Origin of the sequence: Paractinoplanes rishiriensis (assembly GCF_016862375.1) — a bacterium.
GTDB lineage: Bacteria > Actinomycetota > Actinomycetes > Mycobacteriales > Micromonosporaceae > Actinoplanes > Actinoplanes rishiriensis.
This window is the reverse complement of record NZ_BOMV01000061.1, coordinates 1-22,912: the sequence shown is the minus strand read 5'-3', so window position 1 is coordinate 22,912 and position 22,912 is coordinate 1. Positions and strand designations below refer to the sequence as shown.

Here is a 22,912-nt window from a genome sequence, read left to right as displayed (position 1 = left end):
GGCCCGGGGACCTCAATATCGTCCCACGGCGGCTAGCGTTGAGAACGATGGCCACCACATTCGCCGATCAACTACGGTCGCTCACCGACGAAGCGCTGGGCGCGCTCATCCAGCTACGCCCGGATCTCGTGGTGCCCGTGCCCGCCGACGTCTCGGCGCTGGCGGTGCGGGCGCAATCCCGCGGGTCGGTCGCCCGCTGCCTGGACGGCCTCGACGAGTTCACCCTCCAGATCCTGGACGCGGCCCGGTTGAGCCGATCCGCCGCGACCGCGCTGAGCTCGCTCGACGCCATCCTCGAGCTGGCCGACGGCGCCGCACCCGACGACGTACGGGTGGCCGTCGACCGGCTCCGGGTCCGGTTCCTGCTGCACGGCCCCGAGGACGCGCTGCACGTGGCCGGCGCCGTCGACGAGGTCACCTCGCCCTACCCGGCCGGCCTGGGCCGGCCCGCCGACTTCCTCGACTCGCAGGCTGCCGCGCTCTGCACCGACCGGGCCAAGCTGCGCCGCACCGTGCTGGCCGCGCCGCCGGCCGCCCGCGCCGTGCTCGACCGGCTGGCCGCCGGGCCGCCGATCGGCGCGCTCGGCCGGGACGCCGTGGCCGAGCCGGTGCGCTGGCTGGTCGAGCAGCACATCCTGGTGCCGATCACCGAGGCCGGCCGGTCCCCGCGGCCGGACGGCGAGCTGGTCGAACTGCCCCGCGAGGTGGGCATGCTGCTGCGCCGGGACAGCGGCCCGCTCGGCGTGCTGCGCCCGTTCCCGCCGATCCCGGAGGGCACCGCGCGCGACCCGAAATCGGTCAACTCGGCCGGTGCCGGGCAGGTGATGGAGGCCGTCCGCAGCACCGAGTCGCTGCTCGAGGCGCTGGGTGCGGAGCCCGCGCCGGTGCTGCGGGCCGGCGGTCTCGGCGTCCGCGAGTTGCGCCGGCTGTCCCGGGCCACCAATCTCGACGAGTCCGGCACCGGCCTGCTTCTGGAGATCGCATACGCGGCCGGGCTGCTCGGCGAGGCGGACGCGAGCGGCTCGTCCCGCTCGGTCACGGTGAGCCGGGCCGGCGGCGCGGTCGACGAGATCTTCCTGCCGACCGGCGCGTTCGACCTGTGGCGGGCGCTCAGCATCGCGCAGCGCTGGCACACCCTGGTGCGGGCCTGGCTGACCATGACCCGGCAGCCGGGCCTGGTCGGCAAGCGCGACGAGCGGGACCGGCCGATCAACGCGCTCGCCCCCGAGGCGGAGCGGGCCGGCGCGCCACAGGCCCGCCGGGACGCCCTGCTGGTGCTCGCCGACCTCGAGCCGGGCACCGCGCCGACCGCCGACGAGGTGCTCGAACTGCTCGCCTGGCAGGCGCCGCGCCGGGCCCGGGGCCGGGAGGCGGCACACCGCGACGCGCTGGCCGGTGCCGCGCTGCTCGGCGTCACCGCGCTGGGCGCGCTCACCTCGTACGCCCGCCTGTTGTTGCCGGACGCCGAGCGGATCGACGCCGACAGCGACGACCCGCTCGGCGTCCGCCCCGGCACCCGGACGCCGACGCACGACGCGGTGCGCACCCTGGACGGCCTGCTGCCCGCGCCGGTCGACCACATCCTGGTGCAGGCCGACCTGTCGGTGGTGGTGCCCGGCCCGCCCGAGCCCGAGTTGGCCGCCGAACTGGACGTGATCGCCGAGCCGGAGTCGGCCGGCGGGGCCAGCGTGTTCCGGGTGACCGCGCCCAGCGTGCGCCGGGCGCTCGACGTCGGCTACACCGCGACCGACCTGCACAACCTGTTCAAGCGCCGGTCCCGCACCCCGGTGCCGCAGACCCTGTCGTACATGATCGACGACGCCGCTCGCCGGCACGGTGGCCTGCGCGCCGGTTCCGCCGGTTCCTACCTGCGCAGCGACGACGAGGCGCTGATCGCCGAGGTGCTGGCCGACAGGCGGCTGTCGGTGCTCAACCTGCGCCAGATCGCGGCCACCGTGCTGGTCAGCCCGGTGCAGGTGGGCCGGCTGCTGGGCGCGCTGCGGGAGGCCGGCTTCGCCCCGGTCGCCGAGGACGCCGGTGGCGCGGCCGTGCTGTCCCGGCCCAAGGTCCGGCGCGCTCCCGCGCGTACCTCCCTCGGAGCTCGGGTGATCGAGCAGGCCGGACCCCCGATGCTGGCCGGACCCCGGCTGGCCGGGGTGGTCGAACAGATCCGGCGCGGCGACATCGCCACTCGCGCGGCCCGGCGTGCCCCGGTCACCGTGCGCGCCGCGAACGGGCAGAGCGTCACCAACCTCACCGCGGTGCAGCGGCACGGCGAGGCCATGGCGGTGCTGCAGCAGGCGGTCCGGGAAAAGGCCCGGGTCTGGGTCGGCTACGTCGACTCGCACGGCGCCACCCTGTCCCGGCTGGTCCGCCCGGTGTCGCTGAGCGCCGGTTACCTGCGGGCCGAGGACGAGCGCACCGAGACGCTGCACACGTTCGCACTGCATCGGATCACCGCGGCCGTCCCGGAGGAGCCCGAATAGGCGGGTCGCACGCCCCCGAAGTCCCCGCCGCGCGACCCGCCTGTGTGTTCGGTTAAACGGAGAAACCGCGGGGCCGGTTGCATGCGAATTCGCGTGGCAAACTGGAGGGTCGGCGTTCGCGGGAAAGGGAGACGACGGGTGAGCTCCGGACCACTGATCGTGCAGTCGGACAAAACACTGCTGCTGGAGGTTGACCACCCCGACGCGCAGGCCTGCCGGATGGCGATCGCGCCGTTCGCCGAGCTGGAGCGCTCCCCCGAGCACGTGCACACCTACCGCCTGACCCCGCTGGGCCTGTGGAACGCGCGGGCCGCCGGCCACGACGCGGAGAGCGTGGTCGACTCGCTGATCAAGTTCTCACGGTACCCGGTACCGCACGCGCTGCTGGTCGACGTGGCCGAGACCATGGACCGGTACGGGCGGCTCCAGCTGGCCAACGATCCGGTGCACGGCCTCGTGCTGCGCGGCCTCGACAAGATCGTGCTGATCGAGGTGGCCAAGTCCAAGAAGCTGGCCGGCATGCTCGGCGCCAGGCTCGACGACGAGACCATCGCGGTGCACCCGTCCGAGCGCGGCCGGCTCAAGCAGGCGCTGCTCAAGCTGGGCTGGCCGGCCGAGGACCTGGCCGGTTACGTGGACGGCGAGGCGCACGAGATCGAGCTCGCGCAGAACGGCTGGACCCTGCGGTCCTACCAGCAGGAGGCGGTCGACGGCTTCTGGGCCGGCGGTTCCGGCGTGGTGGTGCTGCCCTGCGGCGCCGGCAAGACGCTGGTCGGCGCGGCCGCGATGGCCACCGCCAAGGCCACCACCCTGATCCTGGTCACCAACACGGTGGCCGGCCGGCAGTGGAAACGCGAGCTGATCGCCCGCACCTCACTCACCGAGGAGGAGATCGGCGAATACAGCGGCGAGCGCAAGGAGATCCGCCCGGTCACCATCGCGACCTACCAGGTGCTCACCTCGCGCCGCAGCGGCACGTTCACCCACCTCGACCTGTTCGGCGCCCGGGACTGGGGCCTGGTCATCTACGACGAGGTGCACCTGCTGCCGGCGCCGATCTTCCGGTTCACCGCCGACCTGCAGGCCCGCCGCCGGCTCGGGCTGACCGCCACGCTGGTGCGCGAGGACGGCCGGGAGGGCGACGTGTTCTCGCTGATCGGCCCGAAACGCTACGACGCGCCGTGGAAGGACATCGAGGCGCAGGGCTGGATAGCCCCGGCCGAGTGCGTCGAGGTGCGGGTGACGCTCACCGAGGCCGAGCGGATGGCGTACGCGGTGACCGAGGCCGAGGAGCGCTACCGGGTGGCCGCTACCGCGCGCACCAAGCTGCCGGTGGTCAAGGCGCTGCTCAACCGGCACCCCGGCGAGCAGGTTCTGGTCATCGGCGCCTACATCGACCAGTTGCACGAGCTGGGCGAGTTCCTGGACGCGCCGATCGTGCAGGGCGCCACCACCAACAAGGAGCGGGAACGGCTGTTCGACGCGTTCCGGTCGGGCGAGCTGCACACCCTGGTCCTGTCCAAGGTCGGCAACTTCTCGATCGACCTGCCCGAGGCCGCGGTGGCGATCCAGGTGTCCGGCACGTTCGGCTCCCGGCAGGAGGAGGCACAGCGGCTCGGCCGGGTGCTGCGGCCGAAGGGGGACGGCCGGCAGGCGCACTTCTACACCGTGGTCTCCCGCGACACGATCGACACCGAGTACGCCGCGCACCGGCAGCGGTTCCTGGCCGAGCAGGGGTACGCGTACACCATCGTGGACGCGGACGACGTGCTCGGCCCGCCGCTGCCGCAGATCGACTGATCGACTATTAGCCGGTCGGCGTCGGCACCGGTGCCGAGACGCCCGCCTCCGGCTGGGGCGGCGCCGTCACGGCCGGGGCCGGCGCCTGCACCGGCCCGCTGCTCGCCCCCCGGGCCATGAAGAACGCGCCGAAACACAGGAAAAGCACGACCAGCACGCCGCCGGCAAGCGCCACCCACGGCCAGTAGGACCGCTGCGGCGGAGCAACCGGCGCCGGCCGGGTGCCGGCCTCCTCGTGCGCGGCGGCCGCGACCACCTCGGGGCTGCCCAGCCGCTCGAGCACCTCGATCAGCTCGCCCTCGGTGCGCAGGTTGCGCTCGGCCCGCTCGGTCTCGATGTGCGCGCGCAGGTCGGCGAGCAGTTCGCGGCGCTGCAGCACGGGCAACCCGGCCAGGCGCTGGTCGACCTCGTGCAGGTATTCCGCGACGACGTCGGTGTGCTTGGTCTTCATGCGGCCTCACCGGTTCCCACAAGACGGTCGACGGTCTGTCGAAACGAAACCCATTCGGTGCGGAAGTGCTCCAGTGCCGATCGGCCGGCGGTGGTCAGCCCGTAATAGCGCCGCGGCGGCCCGGACGGCGACTCCGCCCACTTGCTGTCCAGCCAGCCGACCCGGCGCAACCGGGACAGCAGCGGATAGATCGTGCCCTCGCCGGCCGCCAGATTTGGCTCCTCGCCGAAGCGGCGGACGATCTCGGTGCCGTAGCGATCCTCGTGCTCCACCATGGCCAGCACGCAGAACTCGAGCGTCCCGCGCCGCAGGCCGGTCGACAACTGCCCGACGTCTGCCATGCGTCACACAGTACCTTGCGACGCAAGGTAGGTCCACCCCCGAGCGATCAGCACCCCGACCAGGGCGCCCACGGTGTTGTGTACGACGTCCACGGCGTCCCCGCTCCGGCCGATCAGACCCTGCCACGCCTCCAGCAGGAAGCTCAGCCCCGCGCAGCCGGCCAGCACGGTGACCGGACGCGCCCACAGCAGCGTGCCGATCAGCCCGAGCGGCAGATAGAGGCCGATGTTCGCGAGCCGCTCGAGGTTGCTGCCGAAGCCGCCGAACAGGTAGCCGGGACTCCCGAAGCCGGCCAGGTAGGGTTCGACGCCGCTGGCCGCCGGATAGGCCGGGGTGGTCGTCGCGGTGGCCGCCAGGATGCCGCCGAACACCAGCACGAAGAGCACTCCGGCGCGGCCACGCCGCCGGCCCAGCGGCCACGCGAGCAGAAGCGTCGCCGCCAGCACGGCCAGGGTGGCCGGTGCGGTGACGACGTTCCAGATGACAACCGTGTCGACCATGCCGACGACGAAAGCAGAGCCGCGCCAGCCGCTCAGGACTCGGGTACCGCCGGGCCGGGCGTCAGCAGGTCCGCCAGCAGGTCGCCGTGCTCCTCGACCCGCGCCAGCACCTCGTCCGCCCGGTAGTGCCGCGGCTCCTCGGCCCCGGTCGCCACCGCCTCCACCTCGTCCCAGGTCAGCGGCGTGGACACGGTCGGGAACTCCTGCGCGCGCAGCGAGTACGGCGTCACCGTGGTCTTGGCCGCCGCGTTCTGGCTCCAGTCGATGAAGATCTTGCCGGGCCGCACCGCCTTGGCCATCCGCGCCGTGATCGAGCCGGGCACCATGGCCTGCAACTCCTCGGCGACCCGTTTCGCGTACCCGGAAACCACCTCGGCACCCTGCGTGCCGGAGATCGGGCAGCACAGCTGCATGCCCTTCTTGCCGGAGGTTTTCGGGTACGCCGCCACGCCGTCCTCGGCCAGCCGGTCGCGCATCAGCACGGCCACCGCGCAGCACTCCCGCAACGCCGCCGGCGCGCCCGGATCCAGGTCGACCACCAGCAGATCCGGGTCGGCACCGATCCGCCACTGCGGGGTGTGCAGTTCCAGCGCGGCCAGGTTGGCGAGCCAGACCAGCGTCGGCAGGTCGTCCACCACTACGAAGTCGATGGTCTCCCGGCTCTTGGTGGATCCCGGCACCGGCAGCGTCTCCAGGTGCACCCAGTTCGGCGTACCCCCGGGTTTGTTCTTTTCGAAGAAATGCGCGCCATCGACCCCGTTGGGATAGCGGATCCGGGTGACGGCCCGGCCCTCCAGGTGTGGCAGGAGCACCGGCGCGATCCGGGTGTAGTAGTCGATGACCTCGCCCTTGGTGAAGCCCGCGGCCGGGTACATCAGCTTGTCGAGGTTGGAAAGCTCCAGGTCGCGGCCGTCGATCGAGACGGCGAAGCGGTCAGGAGCCATCCTCGTCCTCCTCCGCGCACTCCTGCGGCGTCTTGTCGTCCCGCAACCGCAGGAACCGCGGGAAGCGCAGCCTGCCGTCCGGGGTGCGATTGCCGTACTTGACCTCGACCACCAGCGACGGGTCCACCCAGTGGGCGCCCCTGGCATCCTCCCTCGGAACGGCGCCGGGCGCGAACGGAGATTCCCGCCGGGCCAGCGGCTCCAGCCGGGTGAGCAGTTCCTTCTCGGCCACCGCGCCGATGCCGCCGCCCACCCGGCCGCGGAACACCAGCCCGTCCGGCGACGGTACGCCGACCAGCAGGCCGCCGAGCTTGCGCGCGCCCGAGCGCCACCCGCCGATCACGTAGTCGCCGGTGCGGTCGAACTTGACCTTGACCCAGTCCGGCGAGCGGACGCCGGGCAGATAGACCGAGCCGGAGCGTTTGGCGACCAGGCCCTCGAGGTTGTTCTCCCGGGCCGCGGCCGCGGTGGCCGGCCCGTCGCCGAACGACGGCGGCACCATCCAGCGCGGCCCGGCCAGCCCCAGTTCCTCGAGCCGCTCGCGACGGGCCAGATAGGGCAGCCCGGTCAGGTCGTCGCCCTCGTGATAGAGCAAATCAAAGATCATGTACGTGACCGGCAGGCTCACCGCCAGTCGCGCCGCCCGGCCGCGTTCGCGCACGTGCATCCGCTCGGCGAGGGCGGTGAACGAGGGCCGTCCCGCCGCGTCCAGCACCACCATCTCGCCGTCCAGCAGTGTGCCCTCCGGCAGGTGCAAGTCGGCTATTTCCGGGTATGCGGCAGTAACCACCGCTCCGGAGCGCGCGAACAGCTCGGGCGGACCGCCGGCGAACAGGGCGAGAACGCGTACCCCGTCCCACTTGAACTCGTAGCTCCAGTCCGGCCCGACCGGCAGCGCGCCCGCGGTCGCGAGCATCGGGGAGAGCGGCGCACCGGGCACCTGATCACCATAGGCAAGTCCGAACACCTTACGCAGGCGTCTCAGTAATGCCATTCTGATCAGGGATGACGAGGGGATTTTTACCATGCGCGCGATCTGGAAGGGCGCGGTTTCGTTCGGCCTGGTGTCGATCGCCGTGAAGCTCTACTCCGCCACCGAGGAGAAGGACATCCGGTTCCATCAGGTGCACCGCACCGACGGGGGCCGGATCAAGTACCAGCGCACCTGCTCCATCGACGGTGAGGTGGTCAGCTACGACGACATCGCCAAGGGGTACGACATCGGCGGCGGCGAGATGGTGATCCTGACCGACGAGGACTTCGCCGAGCTGCCGCTGACCACGTCCCGGGCGATCGACGTGCTGGAGTTCGTGCCGGCCGACGACATCGACCCGATCCTGTTCGCCAAGACGTACTACCTGGAGCCGGAAGGTCAGGCGGCGAAGCCGTACGTGCTGCTCCGCGACGCGCTCCAGGACGCCGACCGGGTGGCCATCGTCAAGATCGCGATCCGGCAGCGCGAGCAGTTGGCGACGCTGCGGGTGCACGACGACGTCCTGGTGCTGAACACCATGCTGTGGCCGGACGAGGTGCGCACGCCGGAGTTCGCGTTCCTGGACGAGGACATCGAGACCCGGCCGGCCGAGCTGGCCATGGCGAGCTCGCTGATCGACTCGATGGCGGGGAGCTTCAAGCCGGACGAGTTCACCGACAACTACCGGGCCGCCCTCCAGGAGGTAATCGACGCCAAGGTCGAGGGCCGCGAGGTGGTGCAGCCGGAGGAGGCCGAGGAGCCACCGGCCGCGGCGATCGACCTGATGGCGGCGCTCAAGGCGTCGGTCGAACGGGCCAAGCAGGCACGCGGCGAGTCCGCGAAGCCGGCCGCGAAGAAGACGGCCACCGCCAAGAAAGCTCCGGCCAAAAAGGCAGCGCCTGCCAAGAAGGCGGCCCCCGCTAAGAAGGCGGCCAAAAAGTCGGCCTGACTAGAGTTGCCCCGTGGCATTGACGTGGGCTGAGTCTTATCTGGGCAGGGTACGCGCCAGCATCGGCGACACCGACACCATCCTCTTCGTCGGGGCCCGCGGCGTGGTAATCGACGGGCAGGGCCGGCTGCTGCTGATCCAGCGGTCCGACAACCTGCGCTGGGCGATCCCCGCCGGGGCGATGGAGCTCGGCGAGAGCATGGAGGAGTGCGCGATCCGGGAGGTCTGGGAGGAGACCGGCCTGCGGGCGACCGAGCTGACGCCGTTCGCCTTCTACAGCGCGTACACGTACACCAACGACTACGGGCACACGTACCAGCAGATCCTGATGAACTTCCGGATCGACCGCTGGGAGGGCGAGCTGCTGCGCCAGACCGAGGAGTCGGTGGACGCCGGCTTCTTCCCGCTGGACGCCCTGCCCGGCCCCAAGTCGTTCGTGATCGACGAAACCCTCAAAGACCTGGCCGCGTACGAGGCCACGGGTCGCCTGGTCCTGAAATGAGGTGGCCCGCGGCCGTCGGGTAGGGGCAAAGTCCGCTGTGTGAGCGACCGCAAACGCCTGCTGGGGATGGACCTCACCCCGCTGCGTACCTCCCGCGACTACCGCCTGGTCTTCATCGGCGGCACCATCTCGGGCTTCGGCTCGTTCATCACCTACGTCACCATCCCGTTCCAGGTGGCCGCGATCACCGACGACCCGCTGATGGTCGGCCTGCTGGGCGTCTGCGAGCTGGTGCCGCTGCTGGTGATGGCGTTCGTGGGCGGCGCCCTGGCCGACTACCTGGACCGCCGCCTCCTGGTCCGCGGCGGCGAGTTGGCCCTGGCCGCCCTGACCGGCGTGCTGCTGCTCAACGCACTGTCCGACGAACCCCATCTGTGGTTGCTGTACGTGATCGCCGCGCTGACCGCCTGCGTCGACGGCCTGCAGCGCCCGGCCCTGGAGGCGATGGTCCCCCGCCTCGTCAAGCCGGAGGAGTTGCCGGCCACCATGGCGCTGAGCTCCCTGGGCATGCAGATGGGCCAACTGGGTGGTCCGGCTTTGGCGGGTTTGCTGATCTCCGTCTGGGATCTGGCGTGGGTGTACGCGTTCGACCTGCTCACGTTCTCCGCGTCACTGATCTGCCTGACCCTGGTCCGCGCCGTGCCCCCGCCGCCCGCCGCCGACCGCCCCTCGGTCCGGTCGGTCGTCACCGGTCTGCGCTACGCCAAGTCCCGCCCCGAGCTGCTCGGCACCTACCTGGTCGACATCAACGCCATGTTCTTCGGCATGCCACAGGCCCTGTACCCGTTCCTGGCCACCCAGCTGGGCGGCCCCAAGATCTTAGGACTGCTCTACGCCGCCCCCGCGGTAGGTTCCCTGCTGGCCACGGTCGGCTCCGCCTGGACCGGCCGCGTCCACCGCCACGGCCTGATGGTCCTGCTGGCCGCGGCCCTGTGGGGCGTAGGCATCGTCGGCGCGGGCCTGTCCACCACCCTGTGGCTGACCCTGCTCTGCCTGGCCTTCGCCGGCGGCGCCGACATGATCTCCGGCATCTTCCGCTCGATCATCTGGAGCCAGACCATCCCCGACCACCTACGGGGCCGCCTGGCCGGCATCGAGATGCTCTCCTACACCACCGGCCCGCTGCTGGGCCAACTCCGATCCGGCGCCATGGCCCGAACCCGCCTGGGCGTAACCGGCTCCATCTGGGTAGGAGGCGTCCTCTGCATAGTCGGCACCGCCGCCTTGGCCGTAGCCCTACCCCGCTTCTTCCACTACAACGGCAAAGACGGCATAGCCCTGAAAAAGGCAGCCGACGAAGCATGGCAGGCAGCCGCGCACACTCGAGACCTTGACGGCTCCCGATAGCGCGCCACGGCTCCGGCACCCGTCCAGGTCGTGCGCACCCGTCTGCCGGGACCCCGATCCCGCATCGGGGCCGAACTTCCCGCAAGTGGACGATCACCGCAGATCCGGCCCATCCGTTCGGACAAATGCCAACGGCGGATGTCGGGAGGGTTTCTGTTCGCCTGAGAGACTTCTACGTAGATCGGGGGCCACCGCCGTCGCCCGGGCGGTGGTGGCTCCGAGTCGCGATCTTGAAGAGTTGGTGTTCCGGTCGAACTGTTCCGGTCGAGCAGAAACTCGCCACGATCTATCGGTGGCGCAGCCTTATAGGGTGTTACGTGGCTTTTGCTCCGGCCGGCGTCCCGGCCGGTGGAATGATCGCCCGCATTCCAGGACCGGCCCCCGATGCGGCCAGCGGATCCCGGCATGCGGTGGCGGTGCCCGGCGGCAGGAGAAAAGGCGCGACGGTCGTGGAGCGCGGGCCGCAGCGTTCACCACGCATAACCCACGCAAGCGGACAATGGCGAAAGTAGGGAGGGTAGCCAAGCGACCAAGATCCGGGCTGCGGTGGGGCCGGGACAGCCCGGAAGCTGGGCGCGGAGCCGGTGTTGCAGCTAGCGTGCCGTGCGCCACGGGACCGGCGGTCGCCCGTACCCCCTAATGCTTTTGCAGTGGACGCACCGAGCCCGCCAGCGCCACCGCGATCCCCAGCAGGCCGACCACCGCGAGCAGGGCCTTCAGGACCGTGACGTGATCGCCCAGGAAGCCCACCAGGGGCGGGCCGCCCAGGAAGGCGCAATAGCCGATCGTGGCTACGACGCTGACCCGCGGCGCCGCGTGGGCCGGGTCGTCGGCGGCGGCGCTCATGCCGACCGGGAAGCCCAGGGAGGCGCCGAGGCCCCAGAGCAGCACGCCGAGGAAGGCGACCGCAGGCACGGGGCCGAAGACGAACAGGGCCAGGCCCAGGATGCTCACGACGGCCAGCGCGCGGACCACCGGGACCCGGCCGTAGCGGTCCAGCCAGCCGGGGCCGAACCAGCGGCCGATCGTCATGGCGGCCAGGAAGGCGGCGAAGGCCAGGGTGCCGATGGTGGCGTCGACGCCGTAGCCGTCGATCATGGCGACGCTGATCCAGTCGATGCCGGCACCCTCGGTGAAGGCGAAGGCAAGAACGAAAAAACCGATCAGGATGGTACGAGGTTCGCGCCAGGTTGCCAGGGTCCGGCCCAGCCGGCTGGCGGGCGGGGCGGCGTGCGCCGGGTCAATCGGGACCGGCTGGTTTTCCTTCGGATCGGTCGCGTCGTCCGGGACGAAGGTGCGGACCGCGAACATCACGACCAGCGCCACCAGGATGGCCGCCACCAGCAGGTGCACGGTCACCGACAGGTCCAGGGCGACCACGGCGGCGCCGACCAGGGCACCGGCGACCGTGCCGACGCTGTAGCCGGCGTGGAAGCGGGGCATGATCGCCTTGCCGAGGCGGCGTTCGACGATGGCGCCCTGGACGTTCATCGCCACGTCCCAGGCGCCGTTCGCGAAGCCGTAGAAGAACAGGCCGATCACCACGGGCAGCACGCCGAACTGGTAGCCGACCGCGGTGGCGCTCAGCGACACACCGAGCAGCGCGGCCATCGCGGTGACCGTGCGCCGGGAGCCGAAGTGCGCCACGATCTGGCCGGCCAGCACCAGCGAGACGATCGAACCGGCCGCGATCGCCAGCAGCACCAGGCCGAGCCGGGACGGGGTGAGTCCGAGCTGGTCGCGCACCTGCGGGATGCGGGCGGCCCAGCTGGCGCCGGCGAAACCCATCAGGATGAACGCGAGGTAGACGGCGCGGGTGGCGGCGCGAACCTGCGGCGGCGCGGTGACGACAGCGGTCACGACGCGGCCTCGAGCAGGCGGGTCACGATCGCGCGGGTGTCGGCCGGGTCGAACGTCGCGGTGGACAGCGTGAGGTGCATGACCATCCCTTCGATGAGTGCGTCGACACCGCGGGCGGTCACCGGATCGACGAAACGCTCCAGCACACCGCGTGATCGGCGCATCCACGCTTCGGTCACGGTGCGTAGCGCGGGGTTGCGCAGGGCGGCGAGATAGAGCTCGTACGCCACGGCCCAGTCCCGGGCGCCCGAGCCGGCGTCGTTGTGGATCAGGCCGGTGACCGCGTCGATGAAGCTCGCCCGGTCGTGTACGCCGGCGAACTGCGCCTCGTAGGCCGGCGACATCCGCTCGGCATGCCGCTGGAACGCCTGCCCGAGCAGGTCGTCGAGGCCGGCGAAGTGGTAGGTGAGCGAGCCCAGCGGCACGTCCGCGGCGGCCGCGATACGGCGGCTGGTGGCTCCCGCGACCCCGTGGTCGGCGACCACCTCGATGGTCGCGTCGACGATCCGGCTCTTGCGCTCGGGGTCGTGCCGGCGGGGCGAGCGGGTGACCGGGACGGTGGTCACGGCTCGATCGTCCGGATCACCCGGGCCGGGTTGCCGACGGCCACCACGTTCGGTGGCAGGTCGCGGGTGACCACGGCACCGGCACCCACGATCGTGTTGTCACCGATCGTCACGCCGGGCAGCACGATCACGCCGCCACCGAGCCATACGTTGTCACCGACCGTGATCGGGCGAGCGGCCTCCCATTTGTCCCGGCGCGGCCCCGGCTCGATCGGGTGCAGCGCCGTCAACAGCTGCACGTTCGGCCCGATCTGCACGTCGTCGCCGATCCGCACCTCGGCCACGTCCAGGCTGATCAGCCCGAAGTTGGCGAACGTGCGGGCACCGATGAACGTGTGCCGGCCGTAGTCGCAGTGGAACGGCGGCCGGATGTGGCTGTCCTCGCCGAAGGCGCCGAGCAGCTCGGCGAGCACCTCCCTGCGCAGGTCGGAGTGCAGCGGGTCGGCGGTGTTGAGGCGGTGCGTGAGCGTGGCGGCGCGCTTCATCTCGCGGGCCAGGTCGGGGTCGTCGGCGATGTAGAGCTCGCCGGCGAGCATTCGATCGCGCATGGTCCGGGTATCCATATGTACGATCGTACATAACTGGCCGGACTAGACTCCCGATCGTGATCGCAGAGCCACCCTGGGACGTCGCCGTAGTCGGTGGCGGGCCCGCGGGTCTCGCGGCGGCGCACGCCGCGGCCCGGGCCGGTGCCCGCACGATCGTGCTGGAGCGCGCCGAGCATCCGCGTTACAAAACCTGCGGCGGCGGGCTGATCGGCACGTCCCTCGGGATGGCATCGCCGCACCTCACGGTCCCGGGACGGGACACGATCCACGCTGTCACCTTCACCCGCAACGGCCGTCGCCCGTTCACCCGCCGCAGCCACCGGCAGCCCCTCCTCACCATGGTCCGCCGGGATGACTTCGACCGCGCCTGGTTCGACGCGGTGGTCCGGGCAGGTGCAAAGGTCCGGCAAAATTCGCAGGTACGCGCGATCGCGCAGGACGACCGCGCGGCGACCGTCACCCTGGCCGACGGCACCCAGATCGTCGCGGGCACGGTGATCGGCGCCGACGGTTCGGCCGGCGTCAGTTCCCGGTACGCCGGGGTCACCTTCGCCCAGCAGGATCTCGGGCTCGAGGTGGAACTGGCCGCCACCGCCCACGATCGGCAACTCTGGCGCGGCCGCATCCAGCTCGACTGGGGCCAGTTCCCCGGTTCCTACGGCTGGGTCTTCCCCAAGGACGACGAGCTCACGGTCGGCGTGATCATGTCGAAGGGCCACGGCGCCGCCACCAAGCAGTATCTCCAGGACTTCCTCGACGACCTGGGCCTCACCGACCGCAAGGTGGTCCGCGACTCGGGCCATCTCACCCGGTGCCGCGAACCCGGCGCGCCGTTGCGCCGGGGCCGGGTGCTCGTGACCGGGGACGCGGCCGGCCTGCTCGAACCGCTGACCCGCGAGGGGATCAGCTTCGCGCTGCGCTCCGGCGCCTGGGCCGGCGAGGCCGCGGCCACCGGCGACCTGGCCGGCTATGAGCGCCGGGTGGAAGCCGAACTGGGTGCCGAGATGGCGGCGGGTCGCCGGCTGCTGAACATCTACCTGCGGCGGCCCGGCCTGATACAGACCGCCGTGGCCACGCCTCCAGGCTGGCGTGCGTTCGCCTCGTTCTGCCGGGGCGAACTCTCGATCGCCCGGGCCGTCGGGCGGCCCGGCATCCGTCACGCGGTCACCCTGCTGGGCGGCTCCGCGGCCAGGGTGCCCACTGCACGGCAGCCGCGAACCCGCTCCGCCGCGCCTCCCTCGCGTCCCGCGGAGTGAGCGGACCCTCGCGCCGGGCCCGGAGGCCAACGCCGATCAGCCGGGTCTCGAACCAGGAACCGCCGACCCCGCGCCGGACGCGTTCCCACAGCCCACCCTCGATCAAAGCCGAGGTTTGTACGCGTAACGTCTCGACGAGTTCGGCCGGGTCCTCAGCACAGTCGTCACACCCGCAGGCGGGCAGCGCCTCGGCCCACCAACGCCCGAGCCGCACAGCAAGCCCCGGAAAGTCGGTGAAGGCGATGGCGAGTGGCCCCGCCGCCGGCGTGCGCGGCATGAGCCGCACCATCCGCACGAGCGCTTCGTCGGGCCCGAGCAGTTCCTTGGTCTCGCGGCGATCCACCATGTAACGCTCGGCAAGCTCATCGAGCAGGGTGTCAGCCGCGTCGTGCAACATCGCGAAGCGAGCGGTGTCAGTGGCGTGCCTGTCGGCCCTCACCTGCGTCAGTATGCCCCGATCGGGACGGGGCGACTCCATCAACCGCTGAGGTTGGCGGATGGTGCACGCGTCAGAACCGGAAGTCGCCGGCCGCGACGCCCTCAACGAAGGCCTTCCACTCCTGCGCGGTGAAGGACAACACCGTCCCCCCAGGGTCCTTCGAATCCCGAATCAGGTATTCCTCGTCGACCTTTGCCACTTCCACGCAGGCTCCGGTGCCACAGCGTGAGCTCTTGCGCCAATGTGGCGAGTTGACCTTCTTCATCTCCTGCCTCCGATCCCGTTCCGCGTTAACTGCCACGTTCGCGGGGAGCGGCACCGCCGATCGACTGGGATGATCACCAGTCGAGTTCTGCCGCGGAAAGGTAGCCGTCCGTCGCGCCGGCCCGTGGCCTCAGGGCGTCAGGGAAATGCCTGGAAAAGATCACGGCACGCACAGGAAGCGGCAGATGCAACACCTCTCGCCCGGTCATCGCGTGCCTCTCCCGTTAGGCCCAATAGCCTCCACGGTAGGCGATTGGCGCGCGGGGGACCGGATGACAACGTGAATGAACGAGAGTTTGGCATAGTGAAATGGCGGCCTATGGGTCGCCTTGCGACGAAATGTCCGTCGTCAATATTCAGCACACGCGCCGAGCGGGCACGCGCTCGGAAGATCTATAGACGGCCTGCATGCTGACCGGTTGGCGAGAACCGACCCCCATACAGGCCGGTAAGTCACTTTTGGTTGAATTCGCCCGCTCGCACGCCCTGCACAAAAGCGGACCATTCGTCCATTGTGAAAGACAGCGGTTCCACCTGCGGGTTCTTCGAGTCCCGGACGAATACAGCCTGCGGGGTCAGCGCGACCTCGACGCAGGCGCTGCTACCGCAGTAGCTGCTCTTCTGCCACTCCGGCATCTGATTGATGTTCACTTGACGGCCTTGACCTTCCGAGTCGTTTGCTATGTCATGGGGAAAACTTTCCCCGTCTGGAAGAGTTACGGGAGAGCGTTCCGGTCACCCCAACTCGCTGATCCGCCTCCGAATAAAGTCGATCGTGTCAGCTTCACTGTCGGCCGCGTTCCAGAGCTTCTGATAACGATCATAGTGGCGCGCAACGACTCCGGAGGAAGAAGAAGTCAGAGAGCTTGCCCTGATCGGGTCCTCGATTATTTCGTCGCTAAGAGCGCTTTCGCGATACATCACCGCGCGCGACAGATCGCCGTTATCACCGAGGAAGAGGAGTTCGAAGTAGGCGTTGTACGAGACGGCCACTTCCGCATTGAACCTAATCATGCGAACCGACAGCAGGCCGATCTCATAAAGGCGGACCACCTCACGGAGCGCGGCCGCCAGCATCTCCGGGGAACCCATGGTGCGACGGAAGACCGACTCATCGAGGAGGGTCGTGACGTGCAGGTCGCCGACGCGCTCGAGCACTCTCTCGCGCCGCCGGCGCCGGGCTTCGAGCCGGTAGGTGATCTGCTCAGGAGTGAGCTCGTGGCTCCACAGCTCAGTCAGCACGCTGGAATACTCGGGCACCTGGAGTGGGCCCGGCAGATAGAAGACCGAATAGCTGTGAATCCACTTGGCCTCGGCCTCGTACTCGATCTGCTTACGCATCGCGTCGGTCAGGTGCTCCCGGAACTCCGCAGCCTGATACCACGCATGCTGCTTGCTCGGCCGGGAACGGGCCACTTTGGCGGCCTCGATCAGATCGGTGATGACCGCCCGGTCCCGCACCTCGAGATAGGCCAGCAGGGGTCGCAGATCGTTCGGCGCGATGCTGACGTCGCCGTTCTCGATTCTGATGACCTTGCTGAGACTCCACTCCATCTCTTCGGCGACCTCGGCCTGGGTGTAGCCCATCGCCTCACGCGCCTCGCGCAGCGCCAGGCGCACGCGACGTCGCGCAACAGTGGGCGACTCACCCTCGGCCATGAGGTCCTTCAACGTCGAGATGTCGGAGACGGCACGTAACCTGCAACATCGCTGGCTGCCAGCAGGCAGCCAGCGAGGTCGCGCGCAAGCTTACTTACCGTCGTACCAGAAAGGAAATCGGCATACAGGTGATCAAGAAATTTGGTACTGACCTTGAGTGACACTGTCTTGACACCACGCTGTAGCGCCTGCTGAACGGCCCCCCGCCTCAGCTGGCGACCAGCCCGTATGCCTGGCGGGGGCGTCGCTCGATCGTGCGACGCAAGGCTCGGGTCACCTGGTTGAAAATTCGTGGGTCTGTGGACGTATAGATCGTCACCTCCTGAGAGCGGTAGCGGGCTCGGATCTCCCAGCCGTGCGCACCCCGCCGGCGCAGGCTCAGCACGGCGAGCATGAGGGCTGCGGCGAGCAGGGGCAGGGCGGCGAGGACGCCGAACTTGAGGCCGGCCAGCACGGCGACGCCGAACACTCCGAATCCCAGGGCGACGGTCACACCGGACGGTCCACCGGCCACGGAACGAACCAGACGGACGTCGGCGAGGTCGGCGATCGCGAAGATCCGCACGGTCGGGGTCTGCCAGACGAAGTGGGTGTCGGTGATGATGGCGTCGGGCCCACGATAATAGGTACGCATTTCGTCTTCCCCCTCGCAAATTTCGGCACGCTGCGGTGCTTTAGGCGAGGCCAGGAAGAGGCGCACAGGGTCGCGGCTCCGAGAGAATTCCCACCTCGCTGAAATGGGGTGGGTCCAGAGAAGGAGATGGCACCTGGTTGCCGCCAGGTGCCGATCGGTGAACTCCCCCCTCGAAGACTCCGCCCTTCTTTGACTGTCGTGCAATCAGTGAAGCACAGCCAGCAGTCTGGCCGCTACCGTTCAACCTGCCATCTAGCAGATTGCGCATACGCAGATCTCCGTCGATCTACATGTGCCCAGGTCAGGCCGATAGTGCAACGCCGAGGCTGGCACACTCCCCCGCACGTTCAGCCCGAAATCATGATCAAAAGCGGCGGCGACCCGGCTTCAGCTCGCCTTATGCCCTAGACCGCGCATTGACGTCGGTCAGTGCTCAGGCCGCCGCTGGGCGCTCCCAGCGGTGATCCTCGAGCGCCCGGCGCAGCGCTCGGCTCACCTGATTGAAGACCCGCTCGTCGGTCGACGAATACAGGGTCGTCTCGCGCCCGCGATAGGTCGCGCGCAACTCCAAACGGCGCGGCTTACGGCACCGGATCAGTCCCGTAACCCCGCCCGCCACCGAGGCCACGACCAGGATGGTGAGCGCCACCAGCACCCCGCCGGCGGCCGAGACAGCAGCCGCCGCGACCAAGGCGGCCGCGGCGGCAGAGACGATGACTGCGGGTCTGGCGACCTCTTCCGCACCGGGAGCTATGCCGACCTGGCGCAGGTCACCGATCGCGAACCGGCCTGGCGGTGAGCCGCACCGGATGAAGAGTTCGCTGGTCACGATGGCGTCGGGTCCACGGTAATAGATGCGCATGGCGAACTCCCTCCCCGAACTCCTTGCGAGACCGGGATGTGCGAGCCACCATTGGCGCAGAGAGAATTCCCCGCCTCGCTCGTGTCGGCTGCGACGGAGCTCAGAGGTGACAACGGCACCCGGTTGCCGCCGGGTGCCGTTGCGGTGTCTCCCCCTCCAACTCCGCCCTTTCTTGCTCTACTGGTAGTAGAGCACGCCACAAGGCAGTTCGCTACACATCAATCTGCCATGTTGCAGATTGCGTACAAGCTGAGTAGCAGTGTTTGGCGCGTCACTCCGACCGTCTTGTGGCGTTTCATTGATGTACCGACCGGGTAGCCAACCACGCCATGCCACCAACAACCTACGATTTACGCAGGTAGGAGGGCGATACCGCATGGAGAGCCGCCTGAGCATCGCGGGTCAAGCGGTGCAACCCATATTGGTGATGTTTCCCCTGGGCCTGTTCGCCATGGCAGTGATCTTCGACGTGGCGGACCTGCTAGGCGGCTTCAGCCTGCTCGGCACACTCGGCTACTGGAACGTGGTGGCCGGCCTGGTCGGCGGCACTCTGGCCCTGCTGGCCGGCGCGATCGACCTGGCCTTCGTCCGCCGCCCCACGGCGCGACGGATCGGCGTGCTGCGCATCCTGCTCAACATGGGCGTCCTGGTCCTCTTCGCCGTGATCCTCATGGTGCGCGTAGGCGACCCGGCCCGCGGCGTGGGCGTCGGACTGTTCCTGCTCGAAGTGGTCGCCGTCGGCGTCTCCGGCTTCGGCCTCTGGTTCAGCGGCGAACTCGCCAACGGCCGCACGCCCGCCTTCGCCAAGGCCGCAGCCTCCAACCGCGGCTACTGACCCGGAAGCTGCAAGAGGCCCGTCCTTGGATGGACGGGCCTCTGCGTGCGAGATCACGCGTCGAGGTCGTCCAGAATCTCGCGACCCGCAGCCCCGCGCCACGCCATAAGGACTATGCGGACTGTGGGCGCTCCCGGCCCCGTAGTCGACCTTGAAAATAGACGAAGCCCAGGCCGATGACCTGGGCTTCTCTCTGAGCCGCCTGACGGAATCGAACCGTCGACCTACGCATTACGAGTGCGTCGCTCTGACCGACTGAGCTAAGGCGGCAACGATGGATAAGTGTACGGTATCGGGTCGCCGGGTCCCGAGCGGGTTCCCCGGGCGGCCGGGGTTTGTGTCGCAGCCCCCGACTAGTGTGCCTGGCGTGACCGACGATCACCCCCCGAACGCCGAGGCGGAGCGCGTCGTCCCGCCCCGGCCGCGCCGCATGGACCCCCAGGAACTCGGCTTCACGCCTCAGCGCCCAGTCGGCTGGCTGGCGCCGTTATTGCTGCTCAGCACCGGTTTGCGAGCGCTGCTGGCGGTGCTGTTCGGCGCGTATCTGGACAAACGCGAGTTGCAGAACGCGCTGGACGGGGCCTGGTTCGATCATTCGGTCACCGAGGACGGTGAGATCTGGCTGGACTACGTGGCCGACCTGGGCGACGGGTTCCACGCGACCTACACGGTGGCCTGGCTGCTGGCCCAGCGGCGCCTCGAGGTCGGCGGTGCCACGCTGCCCCGGGGCCGGCTGCTGCTGATGGGCGGTGACCAGGTCTATCCGCTGGCCAGCGGAGACGGGTACGAGAGCCGGATGAAGGGGCCCTACCGCGCGGCCCTGCCCGAGCCGCCGGCCGGCGAGCCGCAGCCGACGCTGTTCGTGCTGCCCGGCAACCACGACTGGTATGACGGGCTCACCGCGTTCCTGCGTCTGTTCGCCCGGCGTAAGGACGGCCACATCGGCGGCTGGCGCACCCAGCAGCGCCGGTCCTACTTCGCGGTCAAGCTGCCCGGCGACTGGTGGCTGTTCGCGATGGACGAGCAGTCCGGCGCCTACATCGACGATCCGCAACTGCTCTACTTCGAAAAGGCGGCACAGCACGTCCGGCCGTCCGACCGGATCATCATGATGACCCCGTCGCCGAAGTGGGTAAAGGCCAAAGACGACCCGGAGACGTACGACGCCATCGACTACTTCATCCGCACCATCCTGGCGCCCACCGGGGCTCGGGTGCGGGTGCTGGTCTCCGGCGACCTGCACCATTACGCGCGCTACACCGGCGCCGACCGGGAGCTGATCACGTGCGGCGGCGGCGGCGCCTACCTGCTGGCCACCCACCACCTGCCCGAGCAGATCGTCGTGCCGCCGGAAGCCACGCTGACCCGCAACAAGAGCCGCAGCCGCCGGTACGACCTGGGCGGCCGCTACCCCGACCCGGCGAAGTCGCGACGGATGAGCTGGGGCGTGTTCGGCCGGGTGCCCACCCGCAACCCCGGCTTCGTGACCATGCTGGGCCTGATCCAGACGCTGACGGTGCTGGCCATGGCGGGTGCGGTCAGCCAGGGCGGCAACATCCAGCGCCTGTTCACGATCCCGCTGAGCCTGATGCTCGTGATCATCGTGGGCGGCACGGTCCTGTTCGCCCGCCCGCCACGTGCTACCAAAAACAAACACGCGCGGCATTGGATTCTCGGCCTGATTCACGGCGTCGCCCAGATCGGCGTGGCCGTCGCCGGCACCTGGGTGTGGCAGTTGTTGCCGTTCAAGGACTGGTCGTGGCCGGGGCCGCTGGTCGTGGCCGCGGTCCTCGGCGTACCGGTCATCGGGTTTGTGTCGACTCAGGTGTGCGCGCTGTATCTGCTGGTGGCGAGCTGGTTCGGCGTGAATGTCAACGAGTTGTTCGCGGGGCAGGGCATCGAGGACGCGAAAAGTTTCCTGCGCCTGCACATCTCCCGGGACGGCACCCTGACCATCCATCCCATCGGTGTGGACAAGATCTGCCGCAAGTGGACCGCGGATCCCGGCGCCGCCCCGGACGCGCCGTGGCTGCGCCCCGAGGGGCAGGAGCCGGTCGCCCACCCGATCGAGCCACCCATCGTGGTCCGCTGACGCTCGTGGGTGCGCCAGTCAGGTGGCGTAGCGCTCTTCGTGGCTTTGGCGGGGGCCGCAGACCGAGGCTCGGCTGCAGGAGCATCGGGAGCCGTCGGTGTCCAGGCGGACGACTACCTCATCTCGGGGGACGCTGTGCGCTACTACGCGGCCGTCGCCGGAGGGAGTCGTCACGCGGGTGCCGACGGCGGGGGCCTCGGCCTGGAATTTCTGGTAGAGCGGGTGTTCGTACTTCAGGCAGCACATCAGGCGGCCGCAGGCTCCGGAGATGCGGAGCGGGTTGAGGGGCAGGTCCTGGTCCTTCGCCATCCTGATGGTCACCGGCTCGAAGTCGGTCAGGAACGTGGCGCAGCACAGGTCGCGGCCACAGGATCCGATGCCGCCCTGGACCCGGGCGGAGTCGCGGGCCGAGAGCTGGCGGAGTTCGACCCGGCAGTGCAGGGTGGCGCCGAGGTCGCGTACCAGGGAACGAAAATCCACTCGGTGCGGGGCGGTGAAGTAGATCGTGGTGCGCGGGCCGCCGGTGCCTGGCTGCTCGAGGACGTGGTCGACGGCTACCACCTTCATGGGGAGGTCGTGGGCTTTGATCAGCTTCTTGGCGGCGACCTTGGCCTCGGCCTTGCGCTTTCGGAGCAGCTCGTCACGCCGCAGGTCATCGTCGGTTGCGAGGCCGGCGACCTTGGGGAAGCCCGTCGTGTCCTCGTCCACCCACTGCGCCGCCCAGACGCACTCCGCCACCTCGGGGCCGTCGTCCGTGGGGACGAGCACGCGGTCGCCGACCTGCGGCGAAAAGTCGCCCGGATCGAGGTAGTAGAGGCGGCCGTACCGGTTGAAGCTGACCGCGCACAGCATGCCCATGGCGACAACCCTACGACGCCCGGCACGCCGCACCAAATGCCGGTTTTGAACTACCCGCCGGGGTTGTCGCATCGACGTTGCGCAACCGGGCAGATCGACCTTCGTTGGGCAGACCCGTAGACGCCGCTACATCGCGGAACACTTCGGGAGGGAACCGCCTTGACGCCCGCCAGGTCTGTCGCCGCCAGTGTCGTCGCGCTCGGATTCGCGAGCTCGCTCACCGCGCCGCTGCCCGCTTCCGCCGCGCCCGCACCATGCGAGCGGGCCGAGAACTACGCGGCCCAGTCGGGCGCCGAACTGCTCCGGATCGAACGGCTCGAGGTCCGCACGGCCGGCACGGCCACCGAACGGCCGGAGGTGCCCGAGGGGAAGATCGAGGAGAGCGGGGCGGTGGACGCCACCGACCGCATCCTCGGGCAGCAGGCGTCGCCGCTCGACCCGACGGACACCACGGGTGAGGACAGCGACACCATCAGCGAGGGCATCGGCATGCTCGGCGAGGCGGTGCTCGACTCGGTGGTGCCGGGTGGGACGGCCGCGCTCACCGACCCGGATGCGGGGTTGCTGTCGGAGGTGCCGCCGTCGGTTCGCAACGCCCGGCCCGCCGAGATCATCGAGGGAGCGGCGTCGGCGCTGAGCACGAACCGGACAGCGGGTGCCGGAGCGGGTGCCGGAGCGGGTGCCGGAGCGGGTGCCGGAGCGGGTGCCGGAGCGGGTGCCGGAGCGGGTGCCGGAGCGGGTGCCG

The 22,912-nt window shown here is 69.7% G+C and carries 24 protein-coding genes and 1 tRNA gene; 9 read left to right on the top strand and 16 right to left on the bottom strand.

What is annotated here, in order from left to right:
- Nucleotides 1-47: 47 nt before the first annotated feature.
- A complete protein-coding gene (locus tag Ari01nite_RS28775; RefSeq protein WP_203785333.1) occupies nucleotides 48-2,486 on the top strand; it encodes a helicase-associated domain-containing protein in 2,439 nt (812 codons plus the stop codon).
- Nucleotides 2,487-2,624: 138 nt separating this feature from the next.
- Nucleotides 2,625-4,286, top strand: a complete 1,662-nt coding sequence (locus Ari01nite_RS28770; protein WP_203785332.1) for a DNA repair helicase XPB — start codon at nucleotides 2,625-2,627, stop codon at nucleotides 4,284-4,286.
- A gap of 7 nt (nucleotides 4,287-4,293) precedes the next feature.
- On the opposite strand, the gene Ari01nite_RS28765 is transcribed toward Ari01nite_RS28770, so the two are convergent.
- From Ari01nite_RS28765 to ligD (Ari01nite_RS28745), 5 genes are read right to left on the bottom strand one after another with little or no spacing between them, the layout of a single operon-like run.
- Nucleotides 4,294-4,737 (bottom strand): HAAS signaling domain-containing protein, encoded by a 444-nt coding sequence (locus Ari01nite_RS28765; RefSeq protein ID WP_203785331.1) that lies wholly within the window; start codon nucleotides 4,735-4,737, stop codon nucleotides 4,294-4,296.
- The gene (locus Ari01nite_RS28760) at nucleotides 4,734-5,078 is read right to left on the bottom strand and encodes a PadR family transcriptional regulator (RefSeq protein ID WP_203785330.1); all 345 of its coding nucleotides are present in this window, start codon (nucleotides 5,076-5,078) and stop codon (nucleotides 4,734-4,736) included. Before Ari01nite_RS28760 ends, Ari01nite_RS28765 begins: the two co-directional genes overlap by 4 nt.
- Before the next feature lie 3 nt (nucleotides 5,079-5,081).
- Nucleotides 5,082-5,579, bottom strand: a complete 498-nt coding sequence (locus Ari01nite_RS28755) for a VanZ family protein (RefSeq protein ID WP_203785329.1) — start codon at nucleotides 5,577-5,579, stop codon at nucleotides 5,082-5,084.
- A 32-nt stretch (nucleotides 5,580-5,611) separates the two neighbouring features.
- Nucleotides 5,612-6,523: a non-homologous end-joining DNA ligase gene (gene ligD / locus Ari01nite_RS28750; protein ID WP_203785328.1), complete on the bottom strand. Its 912-nt coding sequence runs from the start codon at nucleotides 6,521-6,523 to the stop codon at nucleotides 5,612-5,614.
- Entirely contained in the window at nucleotides 6,513-7,463 is a 951-nt protein-coding gene (ligD, locus tag Ari01nite_RS28745) for a non-homologous end-joining DNA ligase (protein WP_203785327.1), read from the bottom strand. Before ligD (Ari01nite_RS28745) ends, ligD (Ari01nite_RS28750) begins: the two co-directional genes overlap by 11 nt.
- A gap of 85 nt (nucleotides 7,464-7,548) precedes the next feature.
- Here ligD (Ari01nite_RS28745) and ku point away from each other — a divergent pair, with 85 nt between their 5' ends.
- From ku to Ari01nite_RS28730, 3 genes are read left to right on the top strand one after another with little or no spacing between them, the layout of a single operon-like run.
- Nucleotides 7,549-8,445, top strand: coding sequence for a non-homologous end joining protein Ku (gene ku / locus Ari01nite_RS28740; protein WP_203785326.1), 897 nt, complete (start codon nucleotides 7,549-7,551; stop codon nucleotides 8,443-8,445).
- Between the two features lie 13 nt (nucleotides 8,446-8,458).
- Nucleotides 8,459-8,947, top strand: coding sequence for an NUDIX domain-containing protein (locus Ari01nite_RS28735; RefSeq protein ID WP_203785325.1), 489 nt, complete (start codon nucleotides 8,459-8,461; stop codon nucleotides 8,945-8,947).
- Between the two features lie 39 nt (nucleotides 8,948-8,986).
- Nucleotides 8,987-10,294, top strand: a complete 1,308-nt coding sequence (locus tag Ari01nite_RS28730; protein WP_307837791.1) for an MFS transporter — start codon at nucleotides 8,987-8,989, stop codon at nucleotides 10,292-10,294.
- A 636-nt stretch (nucleotides 10,295-10,930) separates the two neighbouring features.
- Here the strand turns inward: Ari01nite_RS28730 and Ari01nite_RS28725 are convergent.
- The 3 genes from Ari01nite_RS28725 to Ari01nite_RS28715 are packed head-to-tail and all read right to left on the bottom strand — an operon-like array spanning nucleotide 10,931 to nucleotide 13,268.
- The gene (locus Ari01nite_RS28725) at nucleotides 10,931-12,154 is read right to left on the bottom strand and encodes an MFS transporter (protein ID WP_239163109.1); all 1,224 of its coding nucleotides are present in this window, start codon (nucleotides 12,152-12,154) and stop codon (nucleotides 10,931-10,933) included.
- Nucleotides 12,151-12,720, bottom strand: coding sequence for a TetR/AcrR family transcriptional regulator (locus Ari01nite_RS28720; protein WP_203785324.1), 570 nt, complete (start codon nucleotides 12,718-12,720; stop codon nucleotides 12,151-12,153). Before Ari01nite_RS28720 ends, Ari01nite_RS28725 begins: the two co-directional genes overlap by 4 nt.
- Nucleotides 12,717-13,268 (bottom strand): sugar O-acetyltransferase, encoded by a 552-nt coding sequence (locus Ari01nite_RS28715; RefSeq protein ID WP_239163108.1) that lies wholly within the window; start codon nucleotides 13,266-13,268, stop codon nucleotides 12,717-12,719. Before Ari01nite_RS28715 ends, Ari01nite_RS28720 begins: the two co-directional genes overlap by 4 nt.
- A 56-nt stretch (nucleotides 13,269-13,324) precedes the next feature.
- On the opposite strand from Ari01nite_RS28715, the gene Ari01nite_RS28710 reads away from it, so the two are divergent.
- Nucleotides 13,325-14,524, top strand: a complete 1,200-nt coding sequence (locus Ari01nite_RS28710; RefSeq protein WP_239163107.1) for a geranylgeranyl reductase family protein — start codon at nucleotides 13,325-13,327, stop codon at nucleotides 14,522-14,524.
- Here the strand turns inward: Ari01nite_RS28710 and Ari01nite_RS28705 are convergent.
- From Ari01nite_RS28705 to Ari01nite_RS28680, 6 genes are all read right to left on the bottom strand, one after another.
- Nucleotides 14,433-14,963: a DUF6226 family protein gene (locus Ari01nite_RS28705; protein WP_203785322.1), complete on the bottom strand. Its 531-nt coding sequence runs from the start codon at nucleotides 14,961-14,963 to the stop codon at nucleotides 14,433-14,435. The two genes, Ari01nite_RS28710 and Ari01nite_RS28705, sit on opposite strands and share 92 nt — an antisense overlap.
- Nucleotides 14,964-15,033: 70 nt before the next feature.
- On the bottom strand, nucleotides 15,034-15,228 hold the full coding sequence (locus Ari01nite_RS28700; protein WP_203785321.1) for a DUF397 domain-containing protein: 195 nt from the start codon (nucleotides 15,226-15,228) through the stop codon (nucleotides 15,034-15,036).
- Between the two features lie 452 nt (nucleotides 15,229-15,680).
- The gene (locus Ari01nite_RS28695) at nucleotides 15,681-15,878 is read right to left on the bottom strand and encodes a DUF397 domain-containing protein (RefSeq protein WP_239163106.1); all 198 of its coding nucleotides are present in this window, start codon (nucleotides 15,876-15,878) and stop codon (nucleotides 15,681-15,683) included.
- Nucleotides 15,879-15,962: 84 nt separating this feature from the next.
- Nucleotides 15,963-16,886: a Scr1 family TA system antitoxin-like transcriptional regulator gene (locus tag Ari01nite_RS28690; protein WP_203785320.1), complete on the bottom strand. Its 924-nt coding sequence runs from the start codon at nucleotides 16,884-16,886 to the stop codon at nucleotides 15,963-15,965.
- Between the two features lie 208 nt (nucleotides 16,887-17,094).
- Nucleotides 17,095-17,520, bottom strand: coding sequence for a DUF6232 family protein (locus tag Ari01nite_RS28685; RefSeq protein WP_203785319.1), 426 nt, complete (start codon nucleotides 17,518-17,520; stop codon nucleotides 17,095-17,097).
- Nucleotides 17,521-17,953: 433 nt separating this feature from the next.
- Nucleotides 17,954-18,382: a DUF6232 family protein gene (locus Ari01nite_RS28680; RefSeq protein ID WP_203785318.1), complete on the bottom strand. Its 429-nt coding sequence runs from the start codon at nucleotides 18,380-18,382 to the stop codon at nucleotides 17,954-17,956.
- 376 nt (nucleotides 18,383-18,758) lie between these two features.
- Here Ari01nite_RS28680 and Ari01nite_RS28675 point away from each other — a divergent pair, with 376 nt between their 5' ends.
- Entirely contained in the window at nucleotides 18,759-19,217 is a 459-nt protein-coding gene (locus Ari01nite_RS28675; protein ID WP_203785317.1) for a DUF2231 domain-containing protein, read from the top strand.
- 196 nt (nucleotides 19,218-19,413) lie between these two features.
- On the opposite strand, the gene Ari01nite_RS28670 is transcribed toward Ari01nite_RS28675, so the two are convergent.
- Nucleotides 19,414-19,487: transfer RNA gene (locus Ari01nite_RS28670), tRNA-Thr, on the bottom strand.
- 160 nt (nucleotides 19,488-19,647) lie between these two features.
- Here Ari01nite_RS28670 and Ari01nite_RS28665 point away from each other — a divergent pair.
- Nucleotides 19,648-21,309 (top strand): metallophosphoesterase, encoded by a 1,662-nt coding sequence (locus Ari01nite_RS28665; protein ID WP_239163123.1) that lies wholly within the window; start codon nucleotides 19,648-19,650, stop codon nucleotides 21,307-21,309.
- 18 nt (nucleotides 21,310-21,327) lie between these two features.
- Here Ari01nite_RS28665 and Ari01nite_RS28660 read toward each other — a convergent pair whose 3' ends face one another.
- Complete coding sequence (locus Ari01nite_RS28660) at nucleotides 21,328-22,167, bottom strand: PSP1 domain-containing protein (protein WP_203785315.1); 840 nt, start codon at nucleotides 22,165-22,167, stop codon at nucleotides 21,328-21,330.
- 159 nt (nucleotides 22,168-22,326) lie between these two features.
- On the opposite strand from Ari01nite_RS28660, the gene Ari01nite_RS28655 reads away from it, so the two are divergent.
- Nucleotides 22,327-22,912, top strand: a 586-nt coding sequence (locus Ari01nite_RS28655; protein ID WP_203785314.1) for a hypothetical protein, incomplete at its 3' end; no start/stop codon positions are given.

Excerpts from the sequence above, each read along its gene's own strand:
- Ari01nite_RS28675 (WP_203785317.1), top strand. The coding sequence starts at position 18,759 with ATGGAGAGCCGCCTGAGCATCGCGGGTCAAGCGGTGCAACCCATATTG.
- Ari01nite_RS28660 (WP_203785315.1), bottom strand. The coding sequence starts at position 22,167 with ATGGGCATGCTGTGCGCGGTCAGCTTCAACCGGTACGGCCGCCTCTAC.
- Ari01nite_RS28685 (WP_203785319.1), bottom strand. The coding sequence starts at position 17,520 with ATGCGTACCTATTATCGTGGGCCCGACGCCATCATCACCGACACCCAC.
- Ari01nite_RS28775 (WP_203785333.1), top strand. The coding sequence starts at position 48 with ATGGCCACCACATTCGCCGATCAACTACGGTCGCTCACCGACGAAGCG.
- Ari01nite_RS28665 (WP_239163123.1), top strand. The coding sequence starts at position 19,648 with ATGGACCCCCAGGAACTCGGCTTCACGCCTCAGCGCCCAGTCGGCTGG.
- Ari01nite_RS28690 (WP_203785320.1), bottom strand. The coding sequence starts at position 16,886 with ATGGCCGAGGGTGAGTCGCCCACTGTTGCGCGACGTCGCGTGCGCCTG.
- Ari01nite_RS28680 (WP_203785318.1), bottom strand. The coding sequence starts at position 18,382 with ATGCGCATCTATTACCGTGGACCCGACGCCATCGTGACCAGCGAACTC.
- ku (WP_203785326.1), top strand. The coding sequence starts at position 7,549 with ATGCGCGCGATCTGGAAGGGCGCGGTTTCGTTCGGCCTGGTGTCGATC.
- Ari01nite_RS28765 (WP_203785331.1), bottom strand. The coding sequence starts at position 4,737 with ATGAAGACCAAGCACACCGACGTCGTCGCGGAATACCTGCACGAGGTC.
- Ari01nite_RS28715 (WP_239163108.1), bottom strand. The coding sequence starts at position 13,268 with ATGCGCGATCGAATGCTCGCCGGCGAGCTCTACATCGCCGACGACCCC.
- Ari01nite_RS28755 (WP_203785329.1), bottom strand. The coding sequence starts at position 5,579 with ATGGTCGACACGGTTGTCATCTGGAACGTCGTCACCGCACCGGCCACC.
- Ari01nite_RS28760 (WP_203785330.1), bottom strand. The coding sequence starts at position 5,078 with ATGGCAGACGTCGGGCAGTTGTCGACCGGCCTGCGGCGCGGGACGCTC.
- Ari01nite_RS28700 (WP_203785321.1), bottom strand. The coding sequence starts at position 15,228 with ATGAAGAAGGTCAACTCGCCACATTGGCGCAAGAGCTCACGCTGTGGC.
- ligD (WP_203785328.1), bottom strand. The coding sequence starts at position 6,523 with ATGGCTCCTGACCGCTTCGCCGTCTCGATCGACGGCCGCGACCTGGAG.